General features: G+C 66.2%; 21 protein-coding genes and 3 pseudogenes. 15 read left to right on the top strand and 9 right to left on the bottom strand.

Going from position 1 to position 22,993, the window contains the following annotated elements; translation table 11 throughout:
- Positions 1–6: 6 nt before the first annotated feature.
- Together ACQ86A_RS00205 and ACQ86A_RS00210 are read left to right on the top strand one after the other, a co-directional pair.
- A pseudogene (locus ACQ86A_RS00205) lies at positions 7–1,283 on the top strand (MGH1-like glycoside hydrolase domain-containing protein).
- 558 nt (positions 1,284–1,841) lie between these two features.
- A complete protein-coding gene (locus ACQ86A_RS00210) occupies positions 1,842–2,123 on the top strand; it encodes a hypothetical protein (RefSeq protein ID WP_431278641.1) in 282 nt (93 codons plus the stop codon).
- A 34-nt stretch (positions 2,124–2,157) separates the two neighbouring features.
- Here ACQ86A_RS00210 and ACQ86A_RS00215 read toward each other — a convergent pair whose 3' ends face one another.
- Positions 2,158–3,024, bottom strand: a complete 867-nt coding sequence (locus ACQ86A_RS00215) for a GTP-binding protein LepA (protein WP_431278642.1) — start codon at positions 3,022–3,024, stop codon at positions 2,158–2,160.
- A 132-nt stretch (positions 3,025–3,156) separates the two neighbouring features.
- Positions 3,157–4,278 (bottom strand): lactonase family protein, encoded by a 1,122-nt coding sequence (locus ACQ86A_RS00220; protein WP_431278643.1) that lies wholly within the window; start codon positions 4,276–4,278, stop codon positions 3,157–3,159.
- A gap of 136 nt (positions 4,279–4,414) precedes the next feature.
- Here ACQ86A_RS00220 and ACQ86A_RS00225 point away from each other — a divergent pair, with 136 nt between their 5' ends.
- Together ACQ86A_RS00225 and ACQ86A_RS00230 are read left to right on the top strand one after the other, a co-directional pair.
- On the top strand, positions 4,415–5,041 hold the full coding sequence (locus ACQ86A_RS00225) for a sigma-70 family RNA polymerase sigma factor (protein WP_431278644.1): 627 nt from the start codon (positions 4,415–4,417) through the stop codon (positions 5,039–5,041).
- A complete protein-coding gene (locus ACQ86A_RS00230) occupies positions 5,038–5,244 on the top strand; it encodes a hypothetical protein (RefSeq protein ID WP_431278645.1) in 207 nt (68 codons plus the stop codon). Before ACQ86A_RS00225 ends, ACQ86A_RS00230 begins: the two co-directional genes overlap by 4 nt.
- Here the strand turns inward: ACQ86A_RS00230 and ACQ86A_RS00235 are convergent.
- Both ACQ86A_RS00235 and ACQ86A_RS00240 read right to left on the bottom strand, forming a co-directional pair.
- Positions 5,241–6,251 carry an aldo/keto reductase family protein gene (locus ACQ86A_RS00235; protein ID WP_431278646.1) on the bottom strand — a complete coding sequence of 337 codons (1,011 nt, stop codon included), beginning with the start codon at positions 6,249–6,251 and terminating at the stop codon, positions 5,241–5,243. The genes ACQ86A_RS00230 and ACQ86A_RS00235 overlap by 4 nt on opposite strands.
- A gap of 116 nt (positions 6,252–6,367) precedes the next feature.
- On the bottom strand, positions 6,368–7,699 hold the full coding sequence (locus ACQ86A_RS00240) for an MFS transporter (protein WP_431278647.1): 1,332 nt from the start codon (positions 7,697–7,699) through the stop codon (positions 6,368–6,370).
- Between the two features lie 55 nt (positions 7,700–7,754).
- Between ACQ86A_RS00240 and ACQ86A_RS00245 the strand changes: the two genes are divergently transcribed.
- Positions 7,755–8,717: a DUF5937 family protein gene (locus ACQ86A_RS00245; protein WP_431278648.1), complete on the top strand. Its 963-nt coding sequence runs from the start codon at positions 7,755–7,757 to the stop codon at positions 8,715–8,717.
- 24 nt (positions 8,718–8,741) lie between these two features.
- Here the strand turns inward: ACQ86A_RS00245 and ACQ86A_RS00250 are convergent, their stop codons facing one another.
- Together ACQ86A_RS00250 and ACQ86A_RS00255 are read right to left on the bottom strand one after the other, a co-directional pair.
- On the bottom strand, positions 8,742–10,100 hold the full coding sequence (locus ACQ86A_RS00250) for a 6-phospho-beta-glucosidase (RefSeq protein WP_431278649.1): 1,359 nt from the start codon (positions 10,098–10,100) through the stop codon (positions 8,742–8,744).
- Complete coding sequence (locus ACQ86A_RS00255) at positions 10,097–10,873, bottom strand: DeoR/GlpR family DNA-binding transcription regulator (RefSeq protein ID WP_431278650.1); 777 nt, start codon at positions 10,871–10,873, stop codon at positions 10,097–10,099. The genes ACQ86A_RS00250 and ACQ86A_RS00255 overlap by 4 nt, the downstream gene beginning before the upstream one ends.
- Positions 10,874–11,079: 206 nt before the next feature.
- On the opposite strand from ACQ86A_RS00255, the gene ACQ86A_RS00260 reads away from it, so the two are divergent.
- The 5 genes from ACQ86A_RS00260 to ACQ86A_RS00280 are packed head-to-tail and all read left to right on the top strand — an operon-like array spanning position 11,080 to position 15,673.
- A complete protein-coding gene (locus ACQ86A_RS00260) occupies positions 11,080–12,090 on the top strand; it encodes a carbohydrate kinase family protein (RefSeq protein ID WP_431278651.1) in 1,011 nt (336 codons plus the stop codon).
- The gene (locus ACQ86A_RS00265; RefSeq protein ID WP_431278652.1) at positions 12,087–13,451 is read left to right on the top strand and encodes an extracellular solute-binding protein; all 1,365 of its coding nucleotides are present in this window, start codon (positions 12,087–12,089) and stop codon (positions 13,449–13,451) included. The genes ACQ86A_RS00260 and ACQ86A_RS00265 overlap by 4 nt, the downstream gene beginning before the upstream one ends.
- A 2-nt stretch (positions 13,452–13,453) precedes the next feature.
- Positions 13,454–14,392, top strand: coding sequence for a carbohydrate ABC transporter permease (locus ACQ86A_RS00270; protein ID WP_431278653.1), 939 nt, complete (start codon positions 13,454–13,456; stop codon positions 14,390–14,392).
- Positions 14,389–15,213 (top strand): carbohydrate ABC transporter permease, encoded by an 825-nt coding sequence (locus ACQ86A_RS00275; RefSeq protein ID WP_431278654.1) that lies wholly within the window; start codon positions 14,389–14,391, stop codon positions 15,211–15,213. Before ACQ86A_RS00270 ends, ACQ86A_RS00275 begins: the two co-directional genes overlap by 4 nt.
- 55 nt (positions 15,214–15,268) lie before the next feature.
- Entirely contained in the window at positions 15,269–15,673 is a 405-nt protein-coding gene (locus ACQ86A_RS00280; protein ID WP_431278655.1) for a RidA family protein, read from the top strand.
- Positions 15,674–15,688: 15 nt separating this feature from the next.
- Here ACQ86A_RS00280 and ACQ86A_RS00285 read toward each other — a convergent pair whose 3' ends face one another.
- Positions 15,689–16,126: a hypothetical protein gene (locus tag ACQ86A_RS00285; RefSeq protein WP_431278656.1), complete on the bottom strand. Its 438-nt coding sequence runs from the start codon at positions 16,124–16,126 to the stop codon at positions 15,689–15,691.
- Positions 16,127–16,272: 146 nt separating this feature from the next.
- On the opposite strand from ACQ86A_RS00285, the gene ACQ86A_RS00290 reads away from it, so the two are divergent.
- The 3 genes from ACQ86A_RS00290 to ACQ86A_RS00300 are packed head-to-tail and all read left to right on the top strand — an operon-like array spanning position 16,273 to position 18,415.
- A complete protein-coding gene (locus ACQ86A_RS00290; protein WP_431278657.1) occupies positions 16,273–16,704 on the top strand; it encodes a VOC family protein in 432 nt (143 codons plus the stop codon).
- 53 nt (positions 16,705–16,757) lie between these two features.
- Positions 16,758–17,606 carry an SDR family oxidoreductase gene (locus ACQ86A_RS00295; protein WP_431278658.1) on the top strand — a complete coding sequence of 283 codons (849 nt, stop codon included), beginning with the start codon at positions 16,758–16,760 and terminating at the stop codon, positions 17,604–17,606.
- Positions 17,594–18,415, top strand: coding sequence for an aldo/keto reductase (locus tag ACQ86A_RS00300; RefSeq protein ID WP_431278659.1), 822 nt, complete (start codon positions 17,594–17,596; stop codon positions 18,413–18,415). The genes ACQ86A_RS00295 and ACQ86A_RS00300 overlap by 13 nt, the downstream gene beginning before the upstream one ends.
- Positions 18,416–18,523: 108 nt before the next feature.
- On the opposite strand, the pseudogene ACQ86A_RS00305 reads toward ACQ86A_RS00300, so the two are convergent.
- A pseudogene (locus ACQ86A_RS00305) lies at positions 18,524–19,018 on the bottom strand (TetR/AcrR family transcriptional regulator); the annotation flags it as partial.
- A 76-nt stretch (positions 19,019–19,094) separates the two neighbouring features.
- Between ACQ86A_RS00305 and ACQ86A_RS00310 the strand changes: the two are divergent.
- Complete coding sequence (locus ACQ86A_RS00310) at positions 19,095–21,518, top strand: MMPL family transporter (RefSeq protein ID WP_431278660.1); 2,424 nt, start codon at positions 19,095–19,097, stop codon at positions 21,516–21,518.
- A gap of 6 nt (positions 21,519–21,524) precedes the next feature.
- Here the strand turns inward: ACQ86A_RS00310 and ACQ86A_RS00315 are convergent.
- A pseudogene (locus tag ACQ86A_RS00315) lies at positions 21,525–22,411 on the bottom strand (aldo/keto reductase).
- A gap of 152 nt (positions 22,412–22,563) precedes the next feature.
- Here ACQ86A_RS00315 and ACQ86A_RS00320 point away from each other — a divergent pair.
- Positions 22,564–22,977: a (R)-mandelonitrile lyase gene (locus tag ACQ86A_RS00320; RefSeq protein ID WP_431278661.1), complete on the top strand. Its 414-nt coding sequence runs from the start codon at positions 22,564–22,566 to the stop codon at positions 22,975–22,977.
- Positions 22,978–22,993 lie beyond the last annotated feature (16 nt).

Consider the following 22,993-nt stretch of genomic DNA (forward strand, 5'->3'; position numbering starts at 1 on the left):
TCCGTCGTGGCAGGCGCGATCAAGGTACTCGAAGCCAACTGGAACGGCTCGCACACGCTGCCGGCGACCGGGCTGTACCCCCATCAGTGGAGCTGGGATTCCGGCTTCATCGCGATCGGGCTGCGCCACGTCTCGCCGCGCCGCGCCGCGCAGGAACTCGACTCCTCCTCGCGGGGCAATGGGACGACGGGCGCATCCCGCAGATCATCTTCGACCCGCACCGCGATCAGGAGTACTCCCCCGGCGCGGCTTTCTGGCGATCCGAGTTGCTCGAGGCCTCCCCCGACGATGTGCTGACCGCGGGGCTGGTGCAGCCGCCGAACCACGCGTGGGCCGTCTGGAAGGTTCACGTCGCCGATCCCGAAGAGTCGCAGCGCCGCCACTTCCTCGAGCGGGCGTACCCGCGCCTCGTGGCCTGGCACGACTACCTGCTCACCCGGCGTGACCGCGGAGGCAACGGTCTCGCGAGCATCGTTCATCCGTGGGAGTCGGGCACTGACAATTCACCACTGTGGGATGACGTGCTGCGTACTGTTCCCGCCGAAGCTCGCACGACGATCCTCCGCCCCGATCTTCTCCACGCGGACGCGGCGGAGCGCCCGACAGAGCGCGACTACGGCCGCTACTTCTGGCTCGCGGAACGCTATCGCGACCATCACTGCGACGACGTCGACGCCGATTACCCGTTCCTCATGGAGGATCCCGGGTTCAACGCCCTCCTCGCGGTTTCCGAACTCGCCCTCGCCAAGATCGCCGCAGAACTAGGACTCGACGACACCGTCCACCTTGACCGCGCCGTGCAGATCGCCGCCGCTCTCGAGGGGCTGTACGACCCGGCTCTCGGATGCTACACAGCACGAAACGTGCGCGAGGGCGCCCTCGTCGACAAAGCCACGATCAACGGTCTGCTTCCGCTCCTGCTCCCCGGAGCACCACACGAGGTCGAACTCCTCGGCACCACGCTCGGTCCACGGTTTCTCGGCAGCGGCAGCATGCTGGTTCCCAGCTACGACGCCACTGCGCCCGACATGGACCCGCAGATGTACTGGCGTGGCCCCGCCTGGTTCAACATGAACTGGATGATGATCGTCGCGCTCGCCAACCTCGGCCAACGCGACCTCGCCGAACAGCTGGCAGCGAACGCATCCCGACTGGCGACCGAGAACGACTTCCCCGAATATGTGAACCCTTGGCTCGGAACGGCTCACGGTACCCGTCGCTTCAGCTGGACCGCCGCACTCTGCCTCGACCTCGCATCCGGAACGGGCCTCACACTCATGTGACCCGACGGTCGTGAGTCGCGACCCGCAATTGCCCGGTCAAAGACCAATAGACATCCATATCCGCAACCTCGAGGTTGTCAACGTCATGCGCCGCTTCCGATGATGGGGTGTACTAGTGGGGTATCCTCGGCCTTCATGAGGCCATTGTTGAAACGTATCGGCGTTGTTCTCCTGAGTGTCGGGATGTTCGCCTCGCTAACGGCGTGCGCCTCAGCAGCGACGCCGCGCGCCTCCGATTCCGCGAAGGCGTCCGCAGCCGCATCGGCACCCTCGAGCACTCCGGCGGCCGTCGACACGATAGTTGTGCGGCCAACCGGCATCGACCTCATAGCGGCCGGTACCACCCGAACCACGCTCCCCTACAGCGCGTCGGCCGACTCATTCACGTCCGAGCTTGCGACCGTGCTCGGCGCCCCAGCGACGGAAACGTTCCATGCGTCAACTGACTTTCGGGTGGCTGACTACACCTCATATGAATGGCCTGGTTTTCTCGTCACGGAATTGCACTTGAAGGAGGGCGGACCCGGCCCATCACCGGACGGGCAGCCCACCCTCTCGGTGTCCGCGAACAAACCGGTCGTCGGTAACGGCATCGATATACGCACGGTGCAGGGAATTCATCCCGGTGACAGCCTTGCCGCGGCCGCAACTGCCCTCGGAGTAGATCCCGGGACATCCGGATACTTCGAGGCGCCCGCCGAAACGGGTCCCGAGCTCGGTCCATCGCGCGTACCGGGCCAGGTGAACGCTCCTGCCGTCGCTGTCTATCAGCCTCTGAAAGACTCGCCTGTGGTCAGCATCTCTGCGCCGACGAATTTCGGAGACGGCCACGACATCTGAGCACCTTCCGTGAGCGCTCGAATCGCCTAGAACCTCACGAGTCGAAGCCGCGCTCGCGGTAGAGGTCGACGCTCTCCTTCAGGGCTTTGAGCACGTACGGAGGAAACTCCATCCCGCTCTGCTGCGCCCAGAGCAGCTGCGCTTCGATCCTGCCGATTTCGCGTGCGTACTTCTCGAGGTCGTCGGCGAACCCGAGCACACTCGCAACGCCACCCATCTGAGCGCGATAGCGGTCTTGGCCGTTCGTGCCGACGAGGTTGTACGTCTTCTCCCTCAGGACCCGCGCCAAGTAGAGCTGCCACGGCTTGAGCTCGCCGCTCTGCACCAACTGCGTCGCGCTCATCCGGTAGAACGCGAAGTGACCCGGCTCCTGCCGGCGGATCGGGCTGATGATCGTCTCGGCGATCGCGGCCTCGTCGAGGTTCAGCATCCCGTCGTAAAGGACGTTGTATGCCAGCACCGCCTGCCGTTCGGTGCTCGCTCCGGTCAGGTAGTACAGCAGCCGTGCGATGTCCTGGATGGAGGAGAGGTGAGCGAGGGCGCCCATGATCTTGATCTTGAACGAGACAGTGAGTTCCGGTTGCGCAGCGGGCCGGCCGAGATCCTGTTGCAGGCGATCGAGGATCAAGCCGTGCTGGATCTCCTGCGGCTGCCACACGTCGGCGTAGAACATCCGGTCGACTTCATGGACATCGGGCAGTAGCACGAGTAGCTCGAGCACATTCCGGTCGACTTCGAGCTCCACCCGGGCGAGATAGTCGATGACGTGACCGTAGCGATCGGCGACAGCCTGCGAATCCCGAACACCGCGGTCGACCGAGTCGAGCGCGATCGGCGGATACTGCTCACCGAGCCGTTGGACGTGCTCGAAGATTCTCTGCTGAGTGATGTGATCTGCCATCACCTCCATCATGGACCGATAGCTGCGCGAAATGGCTCCGCGTTCTCTGGAAACGGCCGCGACGTGCTGAGGATTCGCGCGTGTGCGGACAAGCCCACCGCAGCGAGCACGAATCCTCAGCGTCGGTGCCGGCTACAGAGCGGCGATCCCTTCGCCGCCGACCGCACCAGGCACCGTGACCGAGCCGACCGGAGTCAGCGAGCCATTCGCGTTGATGCGGAATCCGTCGACGATCCCGTTCGCCCCGGTCTGCACATACAGGAAGTGCCCGTCGGACGTCACGGATCCGTCGACCGTTCCCGGGTCAGTGGCGGTGTTGCCGATGGCCGCGAGCGAACCGTCGCCCGGGTCACGTGCACCCGTGAGCGAGGCACTGCCTGCGTTCGATGCATAGAACGTCGAACCCGTGCCCGCAATCCAGCAGGTCGCGGCCTGGGCGGTCGCGAGCTGCGCGATGGGCGTGAGCGTGCCATTCGCGTTGACGGTGAACGTGCCGACCGCGTTCGTGCCCGCCTCGGCGACGACCAGGTGACGGCCAGCATCGAAGGTCACCGCGAACGGCACTGCGCCCGGTTCAACATTCTTCACCGGCTGTGCGGACAGTCCGCCGAAGCGGTTGACGGCAAACACGTCGATCGAGCTGCCGTTTCCCTTCGTTGTCACGACTAGCTGGGATCCGCTAGGCGTGAACGCGACCTGGCCGGGCGTGCTGGTGAATTCGGGTGTCTGTGCGGCGTTCAGCCCCAGGCTCCTGTTCCACGCCGGAATGCGGATCAAGAAGTCGCCCGCACGAACATAGCCCTGAACGACACCGCCGCTGCGCGCGTTCAGCACGTAGACGAGGTTGCCATGGGCCGTGACGCTCACCGGGAAGTTGCCGCCCGAAGCCACGACCTGGCGACGGATGAGATGGTCACCTCTCACCGCGAAAACGGTCACTGTGTTGCTCCCTGCATTCACCGCGTAGAGGAGCCCTCGATCGTAGGTGAGCGAACCCTGCGAAGCGAGATGGTCGACGACAGAACCGGTGAGCGCGCCTCCGAGACCGCCCGTGGCGTAGGTTCCGGCCGTGTGGAGGGATCCGTCGGCCGCGCGATCGAGCGCGACCACCGAATTGCCGCTGAGTGCGTCGGTCTGCACGAATACGGGTGCGGCGGACTGTTGTGGAGGGGATGCAAGGGCAGGGCTGGCGAACAGGGCGGTCGCGGCGAGCGCGGCCACTCCGGCGAGAGCGAGACGAGCAGTGGTTCTCATGATTCTCCTTCGGGGTGTGCGTGGGTGTTACGCCCGAGTTAGTGTCGACCGGTGACGGATGCTTACCGAACCCGCCAAAATCTCTTCGGCGAAGTCACAACCGCGCGCGGGAAGAGGAGGCTTTAGCATCGTGAACATGGAGGCCGACCCCGAGACCGCCGAATGGCTCCGGCTGCTCGTCGCCGGCGGGGCGGCCCAACGGGATGCGACCATGCGGCTTTATGAGTTGCTACTGCGGGTCGCCCAGGGCGAGGTGCACCGTCGCGCAGCGGCCATCCGGATCAGCGGACCAGAAGTCGACGACCTCGCCCATCAGGCCGCGGCGGATGCGGTCATCGGTGTGCTGCGCAGGTTGCATGAGTTCCGAGGCGAAAGCCGTTTCACCACCTGGGCGTACAAGTTCGTGATCTTCGAGGTCTCATCGAAGGTGGGTCGCCACTTCTGGCAGAACCCGACCGTTCCGCTGGATGCTGACGACTGGGATCGGCTCCCCGACCGGTTCGGAGTCTCACCCGAAGACACAGCCGAAGCCGCCGATCTCGTCGACCAGGTGCGATCGGGCGTGATGACTGCGCTGACCCGGCGCCAGCGCATGGTCTTCATTGCGGTCGTCGTCAACGGCATCCCGATGGACGCACTCGCCGTTCGCCTGCGCACCACCCGAGGCGCGCTCTACAAGACGCTCTTCGACGCGCGACGAAAGTTGCGGGTTTACCTTGTCACTAATGGTTATCTCGATGACAACGGGTCGGAGGTGAAATGAGCGAGTCGACGTTCGGGGACTTCCTGCGCACCGACCGGCGCGATGCCGGCTGCGACAAGACGATGGCGCTCATGCACCTCTACGTCGAGCTGGTCATCGCAGGGTCGGATGCGGAGGCGCGCTACCCGGAGATCGCTGCGCACCTCCGGGCGTGCGACCCGTGCTCCGAGGACTACGCGGGGCTGCTGGCGGCCGCGCGCTAAGCCTCGCGCGTCTTCGGCGAGCGCGTGGACGTGTGCACGGGGTCGCGCTCGACTGCCCCACCGAGCACCTCGTCGATCCGGCCGAGCAGTTCCGTCGGGATAGTGACTCCGGATGCCTTCACGTTCTCGACCACCTGCTCGGGGCGCGAGGCTCCGATGATCGCTGTGGCGACGTTGTCGTTCTGGAGCACCCAGGCCACGGCGAGCTGGGCAGGCGTGAGTCCGAGCTCGTCGGCGAGCGGCGTGAGCTGCTGCACCCGGGTGAGCACGTCGTCGCTCAGCCAGCGCTTGACCGCGCCGGCGCCGCCCTTGTCATCCGTCGCCCTGCTACCGGCAGGCAACGGCTGCCCCGGAACGTACTTGCCACTGAGCACGCCCTGAGCGACCGGGGACCAGACGATTTGCGAGATGCCCAGTTCCTTCGAGGTCGGAACGACCTCAGCCTCGATGACCCGCCACAGTGCCGAGTACTCGGGCTGGTTCGAGATGAGCTGGAACTTGAGTTCTTTCGCGAGAGCCGCTCCCGCTCGCAGCTGGTCAGCGGTCCACTCGCTCACACCGATGTAGAGGGCCTTGCCCTGTCGGACGATGTCGGCAAACGCCTGCATCGTCTCCTCCAGCGGCGTCTCGTAGTCGAACCGGTGCGCCTGGTACAGGTCGACATAGTCCGTCTGCAGACGAGACAGAGATCCGTCGATCGACTCCAGGATGTGCTTGCGCGAGAGCCCGACGTCGTTGTGGCCCTTCGGCCCGGTCGGCCCGAAGACCTTGGTGAAGATCTCGAGCGACTGCCGGCGCTCGCCCTTCAGCGTCTCACCGAGCACGGTCTCGGCAGCGGTGTTCGCGTAGACGTCAGCGGTGTCGAACGTGGTGATGCCCGCATCCAACGCCGCCCGAACGCACGCGGCAGCCGTCTCGTTCTCGATCTGCGACCCGTGGGTCAGCCAGTTGCCATACGTGATCTCGGAAATCTTGAAACCGGAATTGCCCAGGTACCTGAACTGCACTGTCGTTCCTTCCATCGAAGAGCGGCGGACACGCCCATTCCTGATGCTAGGCACTCGAATTGAGCAAATCCAACACTGATTCCTTCTCGCATTCATCGTGATGGAGACTGAATGGTTCACCGGCGGATGCTGGGCGGTGCGGGCATCGTCTGCTCGCTCCCCTTCTGGCGCGCGGGCGAAGAACTCGGCTCGGGCGAATCCGCCGCCCGACGATCCGCAAAGCGCGTGAGCGCCCGCACGGCCAGGGCTGACACAAGGAAGATCCCAGCCAGGATGGCCCAGCCGAACGTCTTGTGGTCGAGCGCGGTCACGGTGACCACGAGGGGCGCCAGCATGCTCCCGAGGGCGAAGCCCATCCCGAAGACCCCTTGATATGCGCCCGGGCGCGAGCGATCGGCGAGTTCGAAGCTGAGGCTCCAGGTGCCCGCCGAGGACAGGATCTCCGCGAACGTGTGCAGCAGCACAGCGCCCAGAAGCAGCGTCACCGCTACCGGTGCAGCGATGCCTGCGGCGCCCGAATATGCGAAGCAAGCCGCTGCCATCAGGATCCCCGCGAGCCCGGTCATATTGCCCGCGCGACGGATGCTCTCGGCGCCTCTCGACATCGGAATCTGCAACAGAATCACCCCGAGGGTGTTGACGATCAGGGCGATCGACACGATCACCTGGGGCGCACTCGTGTCGGAGACCACCCAGATCGGCAGGCCGACCTCGGCGACGCCGAACTGCATCGCGAAGATGCCGGCGAAGAGAGTGAGGGCGAGGTAGCGAACGTCTAGGAACGGGGACTTCCCTGCGGGACGGGCGGTGACCGCATCCGGCGCGATCACCGAAGATGGCGTCGCGTCGACCGATCGGGGAAGGGCGAACAGCCTCACCGCGCCGGCCAAGGTCGCACAGCCAGCCAGGATGAACGCGATGCGATAGCCCGCCGCCGTTCCGACGACCACGGGGATGCCCGCAGCGGCGGACCCCAGCGCGATCCCGGCATTCGAGACAGTGCGTATCAGGGCTCGCGTCTCCGCGCGCGAAGCTCCGTCGAAGGCGCGGGCGATGATCGCCGACCTGACCGCGTTCGAGGCGCGGTTCGCACCGACGATCACTGCGGCGAGCGCCGTTACAACGACGACAGCCGGCGACCAGGCGAATGCGATGAGCGCGCATCCCTCGACCGCGACGAGCACGATGAGCAGGAGCTTGGCCGACAGGTGGTCCGCGAGATGGCCTGCGACGACCGACGTCAGCACGCCGACCCCGCTCGCAACGGTCAGCACGACGGCGACCGCGGTCGCCGGCAGCCCGACGAAGAGCGTCAGGTACAGGATCGTCAGGGTCAGGAAGACCCCGCGACCGAGTGTGTTGACGAGCGCCGCGGTCGCGAGGATCCGCAACACGGGATCGGCGAGCGCGGCGAGAAAAGGAGAGGTTCTGCGGGTCTGAATGGACACCTGTCTGTTATCGCAGCGCTCCGATTCAGGATGAACTGATGTAGCGTATTGCTTCATGCTGACGTACGAGCTCGACGAGGAGGACATCGGCGCCGTTCGGCTGGCGCTGTCGCCGTTGTGTGAGCTGGGACTGTCGCTTCGAGCGCTCCAACGGCCGGAGTTGTACCCGCTTCAACTGCCCTGGGTGCGGCTCACCGAGGATGGGCGCCGCAACGTCGATCACGACGTGCTGCACTCACTCGTAAACGATGGCCTCACGACCCCCGACTTCCTCAACCCGCGCCCGAAGACTCCCCTCACGCGCATCGACGACGAGCTCGCTGCGCTGCGACGGCTCGATCCCGACCGCTTCCGCCAGCAACTGATCGAGGTGCACGGCGAGATCCCCGCATCCTTTCGTGGCGCACCCGGTCGCGCGATCAATCGCATGGTCGACGCGCTTGCTGATTACTGGACGCTTGCGTTCGCTCCGCACTGGGACCGGATGCGGCGCATCCTCGAGGCCGACATCGTCTACCGCGGTCGGGAGGTCGCCCGCGACGGCCTGGCCGGGATGCTGAACGGCATCTCGCCGAATCTGCATTTCGAGAACCGTGTGCTCTCGGTCACGCTGCACACCAGGATCAACCGCCACGAGCTGATCGGGGGTCAGGGGCTGACACTCGTTCCCACCATGTTCGCGCGTCGCGTCTCTGCACCGATCAGCGCGGGCGAAGCGCCGATGATCCTGTACTCCGCCCGCGGGCAGGGTGTGATGTGGCAGAAGGGCGACGCCATCGACGACAGCGCGCTCGTCGCGCTCATCGGGCGCACGCGGGCGACACTGCTGTATGCATTGGCCGAACCTGCGTCGTCGACCGAGCTCGCCGCTCGCTTCGGCGTCACCACGACCGCGGTGAACCAGCATCTGCGAGCGCTGCAGAACGCTCGCCTGCTGACGTCGACGCGCTATGGGCGCAGCGTCCTCTACTTCCGCAGCGAGCTGGGACAGGCGCTGTCAGCCGGCGCCGCTCAGTAGCGAGCGCAGCCGCGAGCGCGACCGCTAGCGCGTGAGCACCGCCGCGACCTCAGGGATGCGGTCGATGTACCCCGCGAGCAACCCGCGGGCCACGTTCACGCTGTCGACCAACGGATGCAGGGCGAACGCTTTCAGCGCCTCGTCCTTCGAACCCGTCAGCGCTGCCGCGATCGTGTGTCGCTCGACGTCCTTCACCTGCGACATCAGGCCGAGCTGGTGCAGGTCGGGCTGCGTCGTGGAGAGGGGATGCACGCCGTTCGCGTCCACCATCGTCGGAACCTCGACGACCGCGTCGTCGGGCAGGCCCTTGATCGTGCCCTGGTTGCGCACGTTGAGGATCATCGTCTGGCGCTCGTTGCGGCTGATCGCGGCCATCACGCCCAGGGCGACGCCCGCGTAACCCTGGTGGGCCGGGTCGGCTTCGCGCTCGCGGGTGTGGGTGGGCTCATCCTGAGTGCCGCCCTTGGCCTCGGCCATGTAGCTGGCGCTGCGGCGCTCGACGGTCTGGCGCCACAGGTCCGCGACTCCGTCTCCGGCTGCGGTCGCCCGCGCGTAGAAGTCGTTCTGCGAGCGGGCGAGGAAGTCGCCTCGGGTCGCGCCCGAGTCGATGATCGTGCGCACCGCATCCCGGTTGAAGTAGTAGTAGTACAGATACTCGTTCGGGATGCTGCCGAGCGAGCGGATCCAGTCGAGGCCGAAGACGTGCCCCTCCTCCATCAGCCCCAGCTTCTCGTCGTCGGCGAGCAGTTCGGGAAGCAGGTCGCGGCCGTCGTACATGACGCGGCGCATCCAGCCCAGGTGGTTGAGCCCGACGTAGTCCATCTGCACGCGCGTGTGGTCGAGTCCCATGAGACCGGCGACACGGCGCCCCAGGCCCGACGGGGTGTCGCAGATGCCGAGCACGCGGTCGCCGAGCACGGTCTGCATGGCCTCGGTGATGATGCCGGCGGGGTTGGTGAAGTTCATGACGTAGGCGTTCGGCGCAAGGTCCCGGATGACGCGAGCCGCCTCGACCATCACCGGCACGGTGCGAATCGCGTACGAGAGACCACCGGGACCGGTGGTCTCCTGACCGAGCACGTTCAGTTCGAGAGCGACATGCTCATCGCAGCGACGACCCTCGAGTCCGCCGACGCGCAGGGCGGCGAACACGTAGTCGCTGCCCTCGACCGCCTCGGGGAGGCTGGTGGTCGGCTTCAGTACCGGGGCATCCGGAAACTCGGCGGCGAGCTCGCGCAGGATCGCGACCATCGCATGCAGCCGCACCTCGTCGACGTCGTACAGCGCCACCTCGTCGACGCGCGGTGAACCGGTGTCGCGCAACAGGGCCTGGTAAACGTACGGGGTGCGGAATCCGCCGCCTCCGAGAATGCAGAGCTTCATACGACAAAGACCTCTCCGCCGGCGTTGCGGCATAGTGCGATCGTCTCTTCGGGCGCGCCGGAGGTGGTGACCAGCACGTCGACATCCGTCAGGGAGCACAGGCGCAATGCACCGGTGCCGGGGAACTTGGCCTCGCTGGCGAGCAGCACGACCTTGTCGGAGGCGGCGATCATCGACTGCTTGATCGGCGCCTCGACGGCCATGTTGTCGACGACGTGCCCGTTGGCACGCACGCCGGTGCAGCTGAGGAAGACCACGTCGGCGCTGATCTGGCTGAGCGCGAGCTCGGCCAGCGAGCCGACGAGGCTGCGGTAGTTGCGGCGCACGACGCCGCCGAGGAGCACGACGCGCACGGCCTCGTCGTCTCGGAGCTCGTCGAACACAGCGAGGTTGGAGGTAATCACGGTGATGTCGCGACCGCGCAAGCGGCGGGCGAGCAGCGGCGTCGTTGTGCCGATGTCGAGGATGACCACACTGCCGTCGACGACCAGCTCGGCCGCCGCGTCGGCGATGGCCGACTTGAGGTGCACATCCGTCGCCCCGTCGAACTCGCCCTCCCAGGCCTGCTCGCCGTGCTCCTCGACGGTGGTGCCCGGCTTCAGCATCGCGCCGCCGTAGGTGCGGGTGAGCTCGCCGTTGCGGTCGAGGATCTCAAGATCGCGCCGGATGGTCGACTCGCTGACATCGAGGGCGACCGCGAGTTCTCTGACCGACGCGGCACCGTCGACGCGGAGTGCGCTGATGATGCGATTCTGCCGGTCTCTGAGGATCATGGTCGCCAGCCTAGCGGGAAATGCGCAGAGTTGAGCAAACTCCGTCATTCAGGTTTCACAATTGCGCAGACTTAACAAAACTGCGTCATTTGGGTAACGTGTACGAAACATCGGCTGCCCAGGCTGAGCTACAACATCCCGCCGACCCGCGGAAGATGAGCAAACCTGAGCAGCCTCCCGCGGATCCGCAACGACGAGGAGTCCCTGTGCCGTCAGAACAGCACGCCGTGAGCACGACCGACGGCGCCGACCTGCTCTTCGCGGGTGAGGTGTTCTGCGACCTGGTGTTCTCCGGCGTGCCAATGCCCGAGGTGGGCGCCGAGGTCTACGCCGACGGTTTCGCCGTGACTCCCGGCGGTGTCGCCAACCGCGCTGTCGCCGCCGCGCGGGTCGGTGCGCGCACCCTGCTGCTCTCCCGGCTCGGCGACGACCCCATCGGCTCGCACATCCACGCCGTGCTCGACGCGGAGCCCGACCTCGACACGAGCCTGCTGGAGAGCGTGCCCGGGCATCAAAGCCCGGTGAGCGTCTCACTGACCGGCGCGCACGACCGCAGCTTCATCACCTACCAGGAAGACCTCGGCCACCTGCATCTTCCGGATGGGGTCGGCCCGATCGGCGCCACGCACGTAGGCATCGCACACGAGCTCCCCGAGTGGGTCCGCCTCCTCCGCGCGGCGGGCACCACGATCGTCGGCGGCGTCGGCTGGGACTCGACGGGCGAATGGTCGCCCGACCTGCTGACCCGGCTCGCCGAGGTGGACGTCTTCGTTCCCAACGACGTCGAAGCGATGCGTTACACGCGCACCGACGACGCCGTCACGGCGGCCAAGGCGCTGGCCGAACGCGTCCCGCTCGCCGTCGTCACGCGGGGTCCGGATGGCGTCGTCGCCGTCGACTCGGCTTCAGGATGCGTGGTCGAGATCCCGACCGTCGCCGTCAAAGCCGTCGACCCGACCGGGGCGGGCGACGTTTTCGTGGCCACGTTCATGGCCTCGGCCGGACACGACTGGGACCTCGCATCCCGTCTGCGGTTCGCCGGACTCGCCGCATCCATCTCTGTGACGGGATTCGGCGGCGCCGCGAACGCGCCTACCATGGCCGGGCTGCGTGCTTTCATCACCGACCGGCATCCGGACGGCGACTGGTCGTTCCTGCTCGACACTCCCGACCCCCGACCGCACAGCACGACCGCACACGAAAAGGAATCACGATGAAGAACACCAGGAAGATCCCGCTCCTCGTGGGAGTCGCCGCCGCGCTCGCACTCGGCCTCGCCGCCTGTGCGCCCGGCAGCGGCAGCGGCTCGACCGCCGGCCAGAGCCTCGGGCCGGTGTCGAAGAACGTCGGCTCCGACAAGGTGACGCTGACGGTCTGGGATCAGAACACCGACGGCGGCATCGACACAGCACAGCAGCAGCTGAACACGGCGTTCGAGAAGAAGTACCCCAACGTCACCATCAAGCGTGTCTCGCGCTCGTTCACCGACCTCAAGACCACGCTCAAACTGGCCCTCTCCGGTGCGAATCCGCCCGATGTCGTGCAGGCCAACCAGGGTTACCCCGACATGGGCGCGTTCGTGAAGGCCGGACTGCTGCGTCCCGTCAATGACTATGCCGACCTCTACGGCTGGAACGACTACTACCCGTCTAGCCTGCTGAAGCTCAACTCCTTCTCGTCCGACGGCAAGACCTGGCAGGGGGACAAGCTGTTCGGCGTCTCGCAGACCGGCGAGCTCGTCGGCGTCTACTACAACCGCGACATCCTGAAGAAGCTCGGCGTCGAGGCACCGACCAGCCTCACCGAGCTCTCGGACGACATGGCCAAGGCGAAGGCTCAGGGCATCCTGCCCCTCAGCTACGGCGACGTGGAGAAGAGCCCGGGCATCCACCTCTACGGCGTCGTGCAGGGCGCGCTCGCCGGCCAGAAGAAGGTGAGCGATCTCGTCACGTCGACCAGCGGCGCATGGACAGACCCGGTCAACGTTGAGGCGGCCAAGACCATCCAGGACTGGCAGAACAAGGGCTACCTCACCCCGGGCGCCAACGGTGTGTCTCGGGATGCGGCGGTCGACACGTTCGGCAAGGGCGGCTCCGCCTTCCTCATCACGGGCACCTGGTACCAGGCCACGCTCGAGGAGTCGTCGCTCGGCAAGAGCGGCGTCGGCTTCACGGCGCTGAAGCCCGAGGGCGCGAGCACCCCGGTCACGACTGGCGGCGAGGGGCTCGCCTGGGCGCTCACCTCCAAGACCAAGCACCCGGATGCGGCGGCTGCGTACGTCAACTTCGTCACCGACAAGAGCGCATCCGAAACCCTCGTGAAGACCGGCAACCTGCCCACGGTGGTTCCGGATGACGACAAGCCCGCAGACGGAACGCTGGCAGGCGACATCACGAGCGAGTACAAGACGATCTCCTCCGGCAATGGGATCGTGCCGTACCTCGACTACACGACGTCGACCTTCTACGACACCCTGACCGCCGCGATGCAGGACCTCGTGGCCGGCAAGGCGACGCCTGAGGAGTTCACGAAGACGCTGCAGGCCGACTACACGAAGTTCCAGTCGAGCCGCGGTTGACCGTGACCGAGACCACCACCGCGCAGACCCCGAGGGGCACGGTCACCAGCCGCGCCCCTCGGGCGACCCGCCGACGGCGCCGCAGCAAGGTCGCGTACCTGTACGTGCTCCCTGCGTTCGTGGTGTTCGCCATCTTCCTGGGCGTGCCGTTCGTCCAGACGTTCCAGTACTCCTTCTACGACTGGGACGGTCTGTCGGCCGCGACCTGGGCCGGGTTCGCCAACTACCTATCGGTGGTTCAGGATGAGGAGCTGCGCAACGCATTCGCCCACGCCCTCGTGCTCATGGTCTTCTACTCGGTCATTCCGGTAGCGATCGCGCTGTTCCTGACGGCGCTGATCTCGCGAGCGAACACCATGCGCGGTATGTCCTTCTTCCGCACGGCGCTCTTTCTCCCTCAGGTAATCGCATCCGTCGTCGTCGCGACGATCTGGGTGTCGATCTACTCGACCGACGGCCTGATCAACCAAACTCTGCGCGCGATCGGCTTGGGCGATCTCGCCCGCGTCTGGCTTGGCGACTATTCGACGGCGTTGATGGCGATCGGCTTCGTCGGCACCTGGCTGAACATCGGGCTGTGCCTGGTGCTGTTCCTCTCGGGTGTCGGCAACATCGAGCCGGTGCTCTTCGAAGCGGCCCGGATCGACGGAGCATCCGCTCGCCGAGAATTCTTCGCGATCACTCTGCCCTCGCTGCGTGGGCAGATCGCGGTGGCGCTCACGCTGACCATCGTCTCGGCACTCAAGACATTCGACCTCGTCTACATCACCACGAAGGGTGGCCCGGGCACGTCGACCACAGTGCCCGCCTTCGAGGCGTACAACCGGGCGTTCAACACCGGGCAGGTCGGCTCAGCTGCGGCCGTGGCCATCGCTTTGACCGTCGTGATCATGATCGTCACCGCCCTGATCAGCCGCCTGCAGCCGAAGGACGTCGAATGAGAATCTCCGGGCTCGAGAAGAGCGTCAACTACGTCATCCTGTCGCTCTTCGCCCTGTTCGCGCTCATCCCGCTGATCGGCGTCATCTTCTCCGCTGTGACCCCGGCCGCCGAGAACAGCGGCGCTTTCAAGGTGCCGACCTCGATCGACATCGGCAACTTCGGTGCGGCGTGGAACCAGGGGCACTTCGCCTCGTACATGGGGTCGAGCGTCCTGGTGACCGTGTCGGTCGTGGTGCTGACCGCCGTGCTGTCGGTACTCGCCGGATTCGCGTTCGCCCGCCTCGACTTCTTCGGCTCGAACGTGATCTTCTTCGTGATGCTGGCCGGCCTGATGCTGCCGGCCGAGGCGTTCATCATCCCGCTCTACTTCAACCTGCGCAGCGTGGGCCTCTCCGACACTTACGCAGCGCTGATCCTGCCGCAGACGGCGCAGTCGCTGGCGTTCGGCATCTTCTGGATGCGCAACCAGTTCCGCACCTTCCCCGGCCAGATCATCGAAGCGGCACGTCTCGACGGCGCCCGCGACTTCCGGATGCTGTGGCAGGTCATCGTGCCACCCTCGCTCGCGCCGATCATGACCATGTGCGTACTCGTGGCGATGTGGACCTGGAACGAGTTCCTCATCCCTCTGGTGCTGATCGTCTCGGAGGACAAACGCACGGCCCCGCTGGGTCTCGCCTTCTTCCAGGGCGAGCACCTGACCGACTACTCGCTTCTTGCGGCCGCGGGGATCATCGTGGCGCTGCCGATCGTGATCCTGTACTTCATCCTGCAGAAGCGCTTCATCTCAGGGATGCTCGGCGGGATCGGGACGAAGTAGGGCGCGCCTCGCGCAGCTTATGGACATCCCGCCCCTGGTGAGCAATATTGGGCGCATGCGGGAAGTGATCAGCACACCAGACGCACCGAGTTCGCCGTTCTTCAGCCAGGGCGTGAAGGCGGGCGGCCATATCTACGTCTCTGGACTGGTTGGCGTCGACGTGCGCACCGGGAAGCCTGCCGGGCCGACGATTCAGGAGCAGACACGGCAGGCGCTCGCAAACTGTCAGGTCGTTCTCGCTGCGGCCGGTGCCACACTCGATGACGTCGTCGAAGTCGGCATTCTGTTGAGCGACCCGGACGACTTCCCCGGGATGAACGAGGAGTACCGCTCCTGGTTCCCGACCGACCCGCCGTCCCGCTATGCGGCGAAGCTTGGCGCGGTGATCCCGGGCGTGCTGATCTCGATCCGGATGACGGCGTACGTGGGCGAAGGTTCAGTTCCCCAGTGGGCTGAGTAAGTGCACCAGGACGCGCTACGCAAAGATGAGGCCGCCCGCGGTGAACGACGCCATGAACATCAGCCAGACGAGGGCCACTGTGAAGGCCACCGACAGCAGGGCTATCCCGATGACAGCCAGGATGAGCGTGAACGTCCTGCGAGTGGGCGAGCCGTTCACGGACGACTCTGACGTGGCGTAGGCGCGCAACATCATCCCCGACGTCGCAACGGGGAATGCCATGCCCGCGAGCACGAACGCCAGAAGGATCGGTGTCACCACGCCGTATCCCAGGTTTCCGGACAGTGAGCTGATCCCCACGACAAACGAGGCCAGCACGAGCACCGGCGCGACGAAGAGCTGGCCGTGGCCGGCCCACCAGACAATACGGGAGAACCGCGGGAGGTCGGCGGGCGGGCGGCGACGCCACCAGCGCACCTTCGGGGTCGGGGATGCGCGCACAGCTGAGCTCATACAGTTCCCTCCCCGTCGCGACTCGGCTAAACGTACCGAGTCGGAACCCTCCTGGCAGCACCCCAGCCCGGGTGCCACGAGACACGCGCACCATCGGAGCACGCCGGGAGGTACCGCGCGCAGCGTGCGATCGGTACCCTCGCCGTATGACCGCGCGAATCGCCAACATCACCTTTCACGCCGAAGACCCGACTGCACTCGCCACATTCTGGGCGGCCGTCATGGGTTATCCAGCACCCACCGGATGGCCGGAGGAGGAGGTGGCCGAGCTGAAGGCGGCGGGGATGACCGACGAAGAGATCGCGGAGCGCGCTGAGGCGTGGGACCAGAATCCTGAGCACCAGCGCTTCTACTTCACCCGCTACAACCACGTGCGTCGGCAGCGGAACCGCATGCACATCGACATCAGTCCGTCGGGCGAGCGCCACGCATCCCGCGAGGAGCTGGAAGTCGAACGCGACCGCCTGGTCGCTCTGGGAGCCACTGAGGAGAAGACCCTTACCGGATCGTGGGGGCCGTTCGAGGAGTTCGCGATCATGATGCGCGACCCCGAGGGGAACGAGTTCTGCCTGCAGTGAACGACGCGATCGCGCCCGCGATATCTGCCGCGGGCGCGAGTAGCGTGACCGAGGTGACGAAGACAGTCGCCCTGATCACCGGGGCCAACAAAGGAATCGGATTCGAGACGGCGCGGCAGCTGGCGGCGCTCGATATGACAGTTCTGGTAGGCGCGCGCGACGAGAGCCGCGGGCGTCAGGCCGAGGAGGATCTGCGAGCGGAGGGCGCGGACGCACGGTTCGTCCACCTCGACGTGACCGACCCGACATCCGTGGCTGCAGCAGCGGCGTGGATCGACGAGGAGTACGGGCACCTGGACATCCTGATCAACAACGCCGGAACCGCCACGATCTCACGCCAGCGCGCGCTCGCCAGCGAGACCTCGCTCGAAGACATGCGCGCCGTTTACGACATCAACGTCTTCGGTGTCGTGTCAGTGACCAATGCGATGCTGCCGTTGCTCCGCCGGGCCGAAGCCGCCCGAATCGTGAACGTGTCGAGCGAGGTCGGCTCGATCGGGTCGCAGTCCGACCCGGCGAGCCCACTGTTCGGGATGCCCGCCTCGGCCCAGTATCCGTCGTCCAAGTCCGCAGTCAACATGTTGACCGCGATGTACGCGAGAGAACTGAAGGACACCCCGATCAAGGTCAACGCAGCCAACCCCGGATTCACGGACACCGACTTCAACGACCACCGGGGTTCCGCACCGCGGCAGAGGGTGCGGAGCCGAGCGTGTACCTGGCGACGCTTCCTGCGGACGGGCCGTCGGGCATCCTGTGGGGACATTTGTGGGTGGCCGAGGGCGACGGCGGCTACGGCATCCTGCCCTGGTAACCCGGCGTCAGCCGATGATACGAAGTTTCGGGGGACTACCATGATCGGCACCGCACATCTCGAGAGGAAACACGCATGCCCGCGCTGACCGACACGTTCACACTCTCCAACGACGTCAAGATTCCGAAGATCGGTTTCGGCACCTGGCAGATCCCCGACGGCGATGAGACGTACGACTCCGTGCGCACCGCGCTCGACGCCGGCTACCGGCACATCGACACGGCTCGCGCCTATGGCAACGAAGCGAGCGTCGGCCGGGCGGTTCGCGACAGCGGAGTCGCCCGCGACGAGATCTTCATCACGACGAAGTGCCCGGCCGAGGTGAAGGATGCGGCCGGCGCGCGCCACGCGTTCGAACGGTCGACCGCGCTGCTGGATCTCGGCACGATCGACCTCTACCTCATCCACGCGCCGTGGCCCTGGAACGCGATCGGCAGCGACCATCGCGCCGGCAACATCGAGGTGTGGAAGGTGTTCGAGGAGCTGTACCAGGCCGGGCTCACCCGCTCCATCGGCGTCAGCAATTTCGAGGTGGCCGACCTGGAGTCGCTCACCGCTGCGACGAGCGTGGTTCCCCACGTGAATCAGATCCGCTGGTTCGTTGGGAACACGCAGCCGGAGACGACCGCGTACTGCCACGACCGCAGCATCCTGGTCGAGGGGTACTCTCCGCTCGCGACCGGTCGGCTGATGGGCAATCGGGACATCGCGGCCATTGCGGAGAAGTACGGCAAGTCGGTGGCGCAGGTGAGCATCCGGTATCTGCTCGAGACGGATGTTCTGCCGCTTCCCAAGTCGACGACCCCGGCGCGGATCGTCGAGAACGCCGACGTCGACTTCGAGTTGGCGGCGGAAGATGTTGCGGCTCTGGATGCGCTGACACACGACGGGCGCTGACGGGCCCGACCCGTCGGGCGCGTCCTCGGCGGGGCGCGGCCCCAGGATGAGGTCGACCACCCTCTCGGGAAATTCCGGGTCGGGTGGTGTGCGCGCTAATGCGCGGAACATGATCACGCCGATGAGCGTCTCGCTCACGTCTTCGATCGGGAGGTCGGAGCGCAGCTCGCCGGCGTCTCTCGCTTTACGCAGGCGAGCATCGAACAGCCGCGGGTCTGCGATGCTCTCGCGAAGGCGTCCGCTCACGTCTTCATTCTCGGTCGCGGCGGCGATCAGTGAGCGGAAAAGGCCTTCCCCGGCCGGGCTGTCGAGCACGGCGGAGACGTCGCGAAGCCAGGCAGCCACATCCGCCCGAAGGTCGCCCGTGTCGGACACGACGAAGCGGTCGGGCAGCAGCATCCCTTCGAGGAGGCACTCTGCGATCAGGGCGCTCTTGCCGCTCCACCAGCGGTAGACCGTCTGCTTTCCGACCCCTGCGCGGGCGGCGATCCCCTCGATGCTGAGGTGGTCGTAGCCGCGCTCCGCGAACAGGGTTGCCGTGGCATCGAGGATCGCCACTCGTGCTGCTTCGCTGCGGGCAGCACCTCGACGTCCTTCCGGCATGGTTCACAGCTTATCGACATTTACCGAGACGGACCGTTGCGTATTATTGCCGTGCACATCACACGAAGGGACCGTCATGGCCGAACTGCTGTACCGCCTCGGGAAGTTCTCGGCCCGACGCGCCGGGCGTGTGATCGTCGCCTGGATCATCGTGCTCGGCATCGCGGTCGGCGGATTCCTGATCGGATTCAAGGGTCTCGCCACCAGCTTCGACGTGCCTGGAACGGCCTCGGGCGCGGTTGTCGACCAGCTCACCGCGAAGCTGCCGGACTACGCGGGCGCAGCGGGAACCGTGGTGTTCCAGTCCAAAGACGGTTCGGCTCTCACCGCTGAGCAGCGCGACGCGATCAGCGCGGAGGTCGCCGACGCAGGAGACCTCCCCGATGTGTCCAACGTCATCGATCCGTTCAGTACGGAAGCAGAGCGTGCCGACCGTCAGAAGCAGGTGACCGACGGTCAGACGCAACTCGACCAGGCGAAGGCCCACCTGGACGCCGGTCAGGCTCAGCTCGATGCGGCCAAAGCGCAGCTCCAGGCAGCGGGCATGCCGACCACGTCTCTGGATGCGCAGCAGAAGACGATCGACGACGGTCTCGCGACCCTCGCCCAGAAGCAGTCCCAGCTCGATCAGGGCGCTGAGCTTCTGAAACTCTCAGACGACATCCGTGTCGTATCGAAGGACGGCTCGACTGCGTTGGTGAACGTCGCGTTCACGAAGCCGCGACTCGAGCTCTCCGAAGACTCCAAGCAAGCGGTCATCAAGCACTTCGAGGCGACACCGATCGACGGCGTCTCGGTCTCGTTCTCCACCGATATCGCCCAGGGCGTACCGCAGATCGTCGGTGTCGGCGAAGCGGTCGGTGTGGTCTTCGCGGCGATCGTGCTCATCGTGGTGCTCGGCTCGCTGGTGGCCGCCGCGCTGCCGCTCGTGACTGCGCTCTTCGGTGTCGCCGTGGCCGCGCTGGGTTCGCTGGCCTTCTCGGGTGTGGTGGACATGGCATCCGTCACCCCCGTGCTCGCGATCATGCTGGGGCTCGCTGTCGGGATCGACTACTCGCTCTTCATCGTCAACCGGCATCGGCGCCAACTGCTGGAGGGCGCAGAGCCGCACGAGTCCGTCGGACTCGCGAACGGCACATCCGGAAACGCTGTCGTGTTCGCGGGGGCCACCGTCGTTGTCGCGCTGCTCGCACTCAACGTCACCGGCGTCCCCTTCCTCGGTCTGATGGGCACGGTCGGAGCTGTTGCGGTCGTGCTCGCGGTCCTCATCGCGGTCACGCTCACCCCCGCCATCCTCGGACTGCTCGGGACGCGCCTGCTCAGCAAGCGCGCACGGGCGAAGGTCGGAAGGGTTCATCACTCCGACGCCAACGCGAAGGCCATGTCGACCTGGCGAGCCGTGCTGACTGTGGTCGCGACCACCATCGCACTCCTGGTCGTCGCGATCCCCGCCCTCTCGATGCGCGTCGGCCTTCCCGACGGCTCGTCGGAGCCCGTCGGCTCGACCACGTACGACGCGTTCATGCAGACCTCGGATGCGTTCGGAGCCGGCGCGACCGGCCCGCTCCTCGTCACGGCGAACGTCCCGGCCGGGCTCTCCGACGACAAAGTCACCGAGACCCAGCTCGACATCGCCCGCAAGCTGGCTGACCAGAGTGATGTGGTGGCCGTTGCGCCGATCGCCGTCTCCGACGACCACGAGCTGATGGCGTTCCAGGTCGTGCCGAAGGAAGGGCCGAACAGCGTTTCGACGGAACAGCTGGTGAAGTCGTTACGCGAGCTCGGTCCGGTCGACGGCGACATCCACCTCGGCGTCTCCGGGCAGACGGCGATCAACCTCGACATCTCGGCCAACCTCGCCGGAGTGCTGCCGCTCTACCTCACCGTCGTCGTCGGACTCTCCCTGCTGATCATGATCCTGGTGTTCCGGTCGCTGCTGGTGCCGCTCATCGCCACGGGAGGCTTCATCCTGTCGCTGTTCGCGACGTACGGCGCGATCACCGCGCTGTTCCAGTGGGGATGGGGTGCGGATGCGCTCGGCATCCACACCGGACCCATCCTGAGCTTCCTACCGGTGATCCTGGTGGGCATCCTGTTCGGGCTGGCGATGGACTACCAACTCTTCCTCGCATCAGGGATGCGCGAAGCATACGTTCACGGCGCCTCCGCGCGGCTGGCGGTCGCGAAGGGCGTGCGCGCTGGACGCACCGTCGTCACGGCCGCAGCGCTCATCATGATCTCGGTGTTCGGCGGTTTCGTGTTCAGCGACTCGACCATGATCCGCTCGATCGGATTCGGCCTGGCCTTCGGCGTGCTCGTCGATGCCTTCGTCGTCCGGATGCTGCTGATGCCGGCCCTGATGCACCTGCTCGGCCGCTCGGCCTGGTGGCTGCCCTGCTGGCTCGACCGCATCCTTCCCAACGTGGATGTGGAGGGCGCCGCCCTGGAGCGTCGGCACCACACGGAGGACGCGGAAGCGCCGGTTTCGATCAGCGCCTAGCCGCGATCACGCCTCAGGGATGACCATCGCGAAGCGCTCCGGCCGCGCGACGTCGGGATCAGGGCCGCTGCGCACTCCGGTGTCGAGTGAGTCGATGCGGGCGAGGTCGTCAGCGCTCAGCTCGAAATCGAACACGTCGAAGTTCTCGGCGATGCGCTTGGGGTTGGTCGACTTCGGGATGGCGGAGCGCCCTTCCTGCAGGTGCCAGCGCAGCATCACCTGAGCCGGGCTCTTGCCGTGCGCCTGCGCGATCTCGGCGAGGGTCGCATCGTCCATCACACTCTTGCGGCTCTCGCCCCAACCGGGATAGAACGTGATCCCGCCGATCGGCGACCAGGCCTGCGTGAGGGTGCCGTTCGCGGCGTCCGCGGCCTGCACATCCTTCTGCGCGAAGTAGGATGCAGTTCGATCTGGTTGACCGCAGGGATCACGCTCGTCTCAGTGAGCAGCCGTTCGAGGTGGGGCGGCATGAAGTTGCTGACGCCGATCGCCCGCACCCGCCCATCCTGAAGCAGAGTCTCGAGGGCTTTGTACGCGGCGATCGTCGACGCGAAGCGGTCGGGGGCCGGCTGGTGCAGGATGAGCAGATCGAGCTGCTCGACGCCGAGCTTGCCGCTCGCCTTCTCGAATGCGTGGAGGGTCTGGTCGTAGCCGTAGTCGCTCACCCAGACCTTTGTCTCGATGAACACGTCCGAGCGATCGAGGCCGGAGCGACGGATGCCCTCGCCCACCTCGCGCTCATTGCCGTAAGCGGCGGCCGTGTCGATGTGTCTGTACCCGGTCGCCAGCGCTGTCTCGACGGCCGCCGTGGTCTCCTCGGGGGGACTCTGAAAGACGCCGAGGCCGAGTGCCGGCATGGTGATGCCGTTGTTGAGTGTGAGTTCGTTGACCATGCCCTTCACGCTACGCAGGCGGCCGACGTCATGGGAGGCCATGTCAGTACCTCCCTCGACGAAGGGGAGGCGGCGTAGCGTCGAGGTCATCACACACAGCGAGGACAAGTGAGAGTTCCTGACTTCGCGACCGAGCACTGAATAGGACACAGATGGAATTGCTACCGATCACCCCCTCCACGAAGGGCCCCGCCGAGCTGTTCACCGGCGACGTGCATTTCGACGTCATCGCGGCCGGTGTCGCCCCGTCGACGCTTCGCGTCAATCGCGTGCGCTTCGCCCCCGGAGCGCGTACCGCCTGGCACCGGCACGCGAACGGGCAGACCCTTCACGTCACGCAGGGCGTCGCATTGATGCAGGCACGCGGTGGCGAAGTGACGGAGGTGCGGCCCGGTCAGACCGTCTACACCCCGCCGGGCGAGTGGCACTGGCACGGCGCGGACGCCGAGCACTTCATGGAGCATCTCGCCATGTGGGAGGGGCTCGCCGAAGGGCAGGACGGTCCGGAGACCGAATGGGGTGAGCACGTGACCGACGCCGAATACAGGACGAGCTCGGAAGGCTGACTCAGACGCCGCCGGG

Source organism: Leifsonia poae (assembly GCF_050632195.1).
In the GTDB taxonomy this organism is placed as follows: domain Bacteria; phylum Actinomycetota; class Actinomycetes; order Actinomycetales; family Microbacteriaceae; genus Leifsonia; species Leifsonia poae_C.

Excerpts from the sequence above, each read along its gene's own strand:
- ACQ86A_RS00215 (WP_431278642.1), bottom strand. The coding sequence starts at position 3,024 with ATGGCAGATCACATCACTCAGCAGAGAATCTTCGAGCACGTCCAACGG.
- ACQ86A_RS00220 (WP_431278643.1), bottom strand. The coding sequence starts at position 4,278 with ATGAGAACCACTGCTCGTCTCGCTCTCGCCGGAGTGGCCGCGCTCGCC.
- ACQ86A_RS00225 (WP_431278644.1), top strand. The coding sequence starts at position 4,415 with ATGGAGGCCGACCCCGAGACCGCCGAATGGCTCCGGCTGCTCGTCGCC.
- ACQ86A_RS00230 (WP_431278645.1), top strand. The coding sequence starts at position 5,038 with ATGAGCGAGTCGACGTTCGGGGACTTCCTGCGCACCGACCGGCGCGAT.
- ACQ86A_RS00245 (WP_431278648.1), top strand. The coding sequence starts at position 7,755 with ATGCTGACGTACGAGCTCGACGAGGAGGACATCGGCGCCGTTCGGCTG.
- ACQ86A_RS00250 (WP_431278649.1), bottom strand. The coding sequence starts at position 10,100 with ATGAAGCTCTGCATTCTCGGAGGCGGCGGATTCCGCACCCCGTACGTT.
- ACQ86A_RS00255 (WP_431278650.1), bottom strand. The coding sequence starts at position 10,873 with ATGATCCTCAGAGACCGGCAGAATCGCATCATCAGCGCACTCCGCGTC.
- ACQ86A_RS00265 (WP_431278652.1), top strand. The coding sequence starts at position 12,087 with ATGAAGAACACCAGGAAGATCCCGCTCCTCGTGGGAGTCGCCGCCGCG.
- ACQ86A_RS00275 (WP_431278654.1), top strand. The coding sequence starts at position 14,389 with ATGAGAATCTCCGGGCTCGAGAAGAGCGTCAACTACGTCATCCTGTCG.
- ACQ86A_RS00280 (WP_431278655.1), top strand. The coding sequence starts at position 15,269 with ATGCGGGAAGTGATCAGCACACCAGACGCACCGAGTTCGCCGTTCTTC.
- ACQ86A_RS00285 (WP_431278656.1), bottom strand. The coding sequence starts at position 16,126 with ATGAGCTCAGCTGTGCGCGCATCCCCGACCCCGAAGGTGCGCTGGTGG.
- ACQ86A_RS00290 (WP_431278657.1), top strand. The coding sequence starts at position 16,273 with ATGACCGCGCGAATCGCCAACATCACCTTTCACGCCGAAGACCCGACT.
- ACQ86A_RS00300 (WP_431278659.1), top strand. The coding sequence starts at position 17,594 with ATGCCCGCGCTGACCGACACGTTCACACTCTCCAACGACGTCAAGATT.
- ACQ86A_RS00310 (WP_431278660.1), top strand. The coding sequence starts at position 19,095 with ATGGCCGAACTGCTGTACCGCCTCGGGAAGTTCTCGGCCCGACGCGCC.
- ACQ86A_RS00320 (WP_431278661.1), top strand. The coding sequence starts at position 22,564 with ATGGAATTGCTACCGATCACCCCCTCCACGAAGGGCCCCGCCGAGCTG.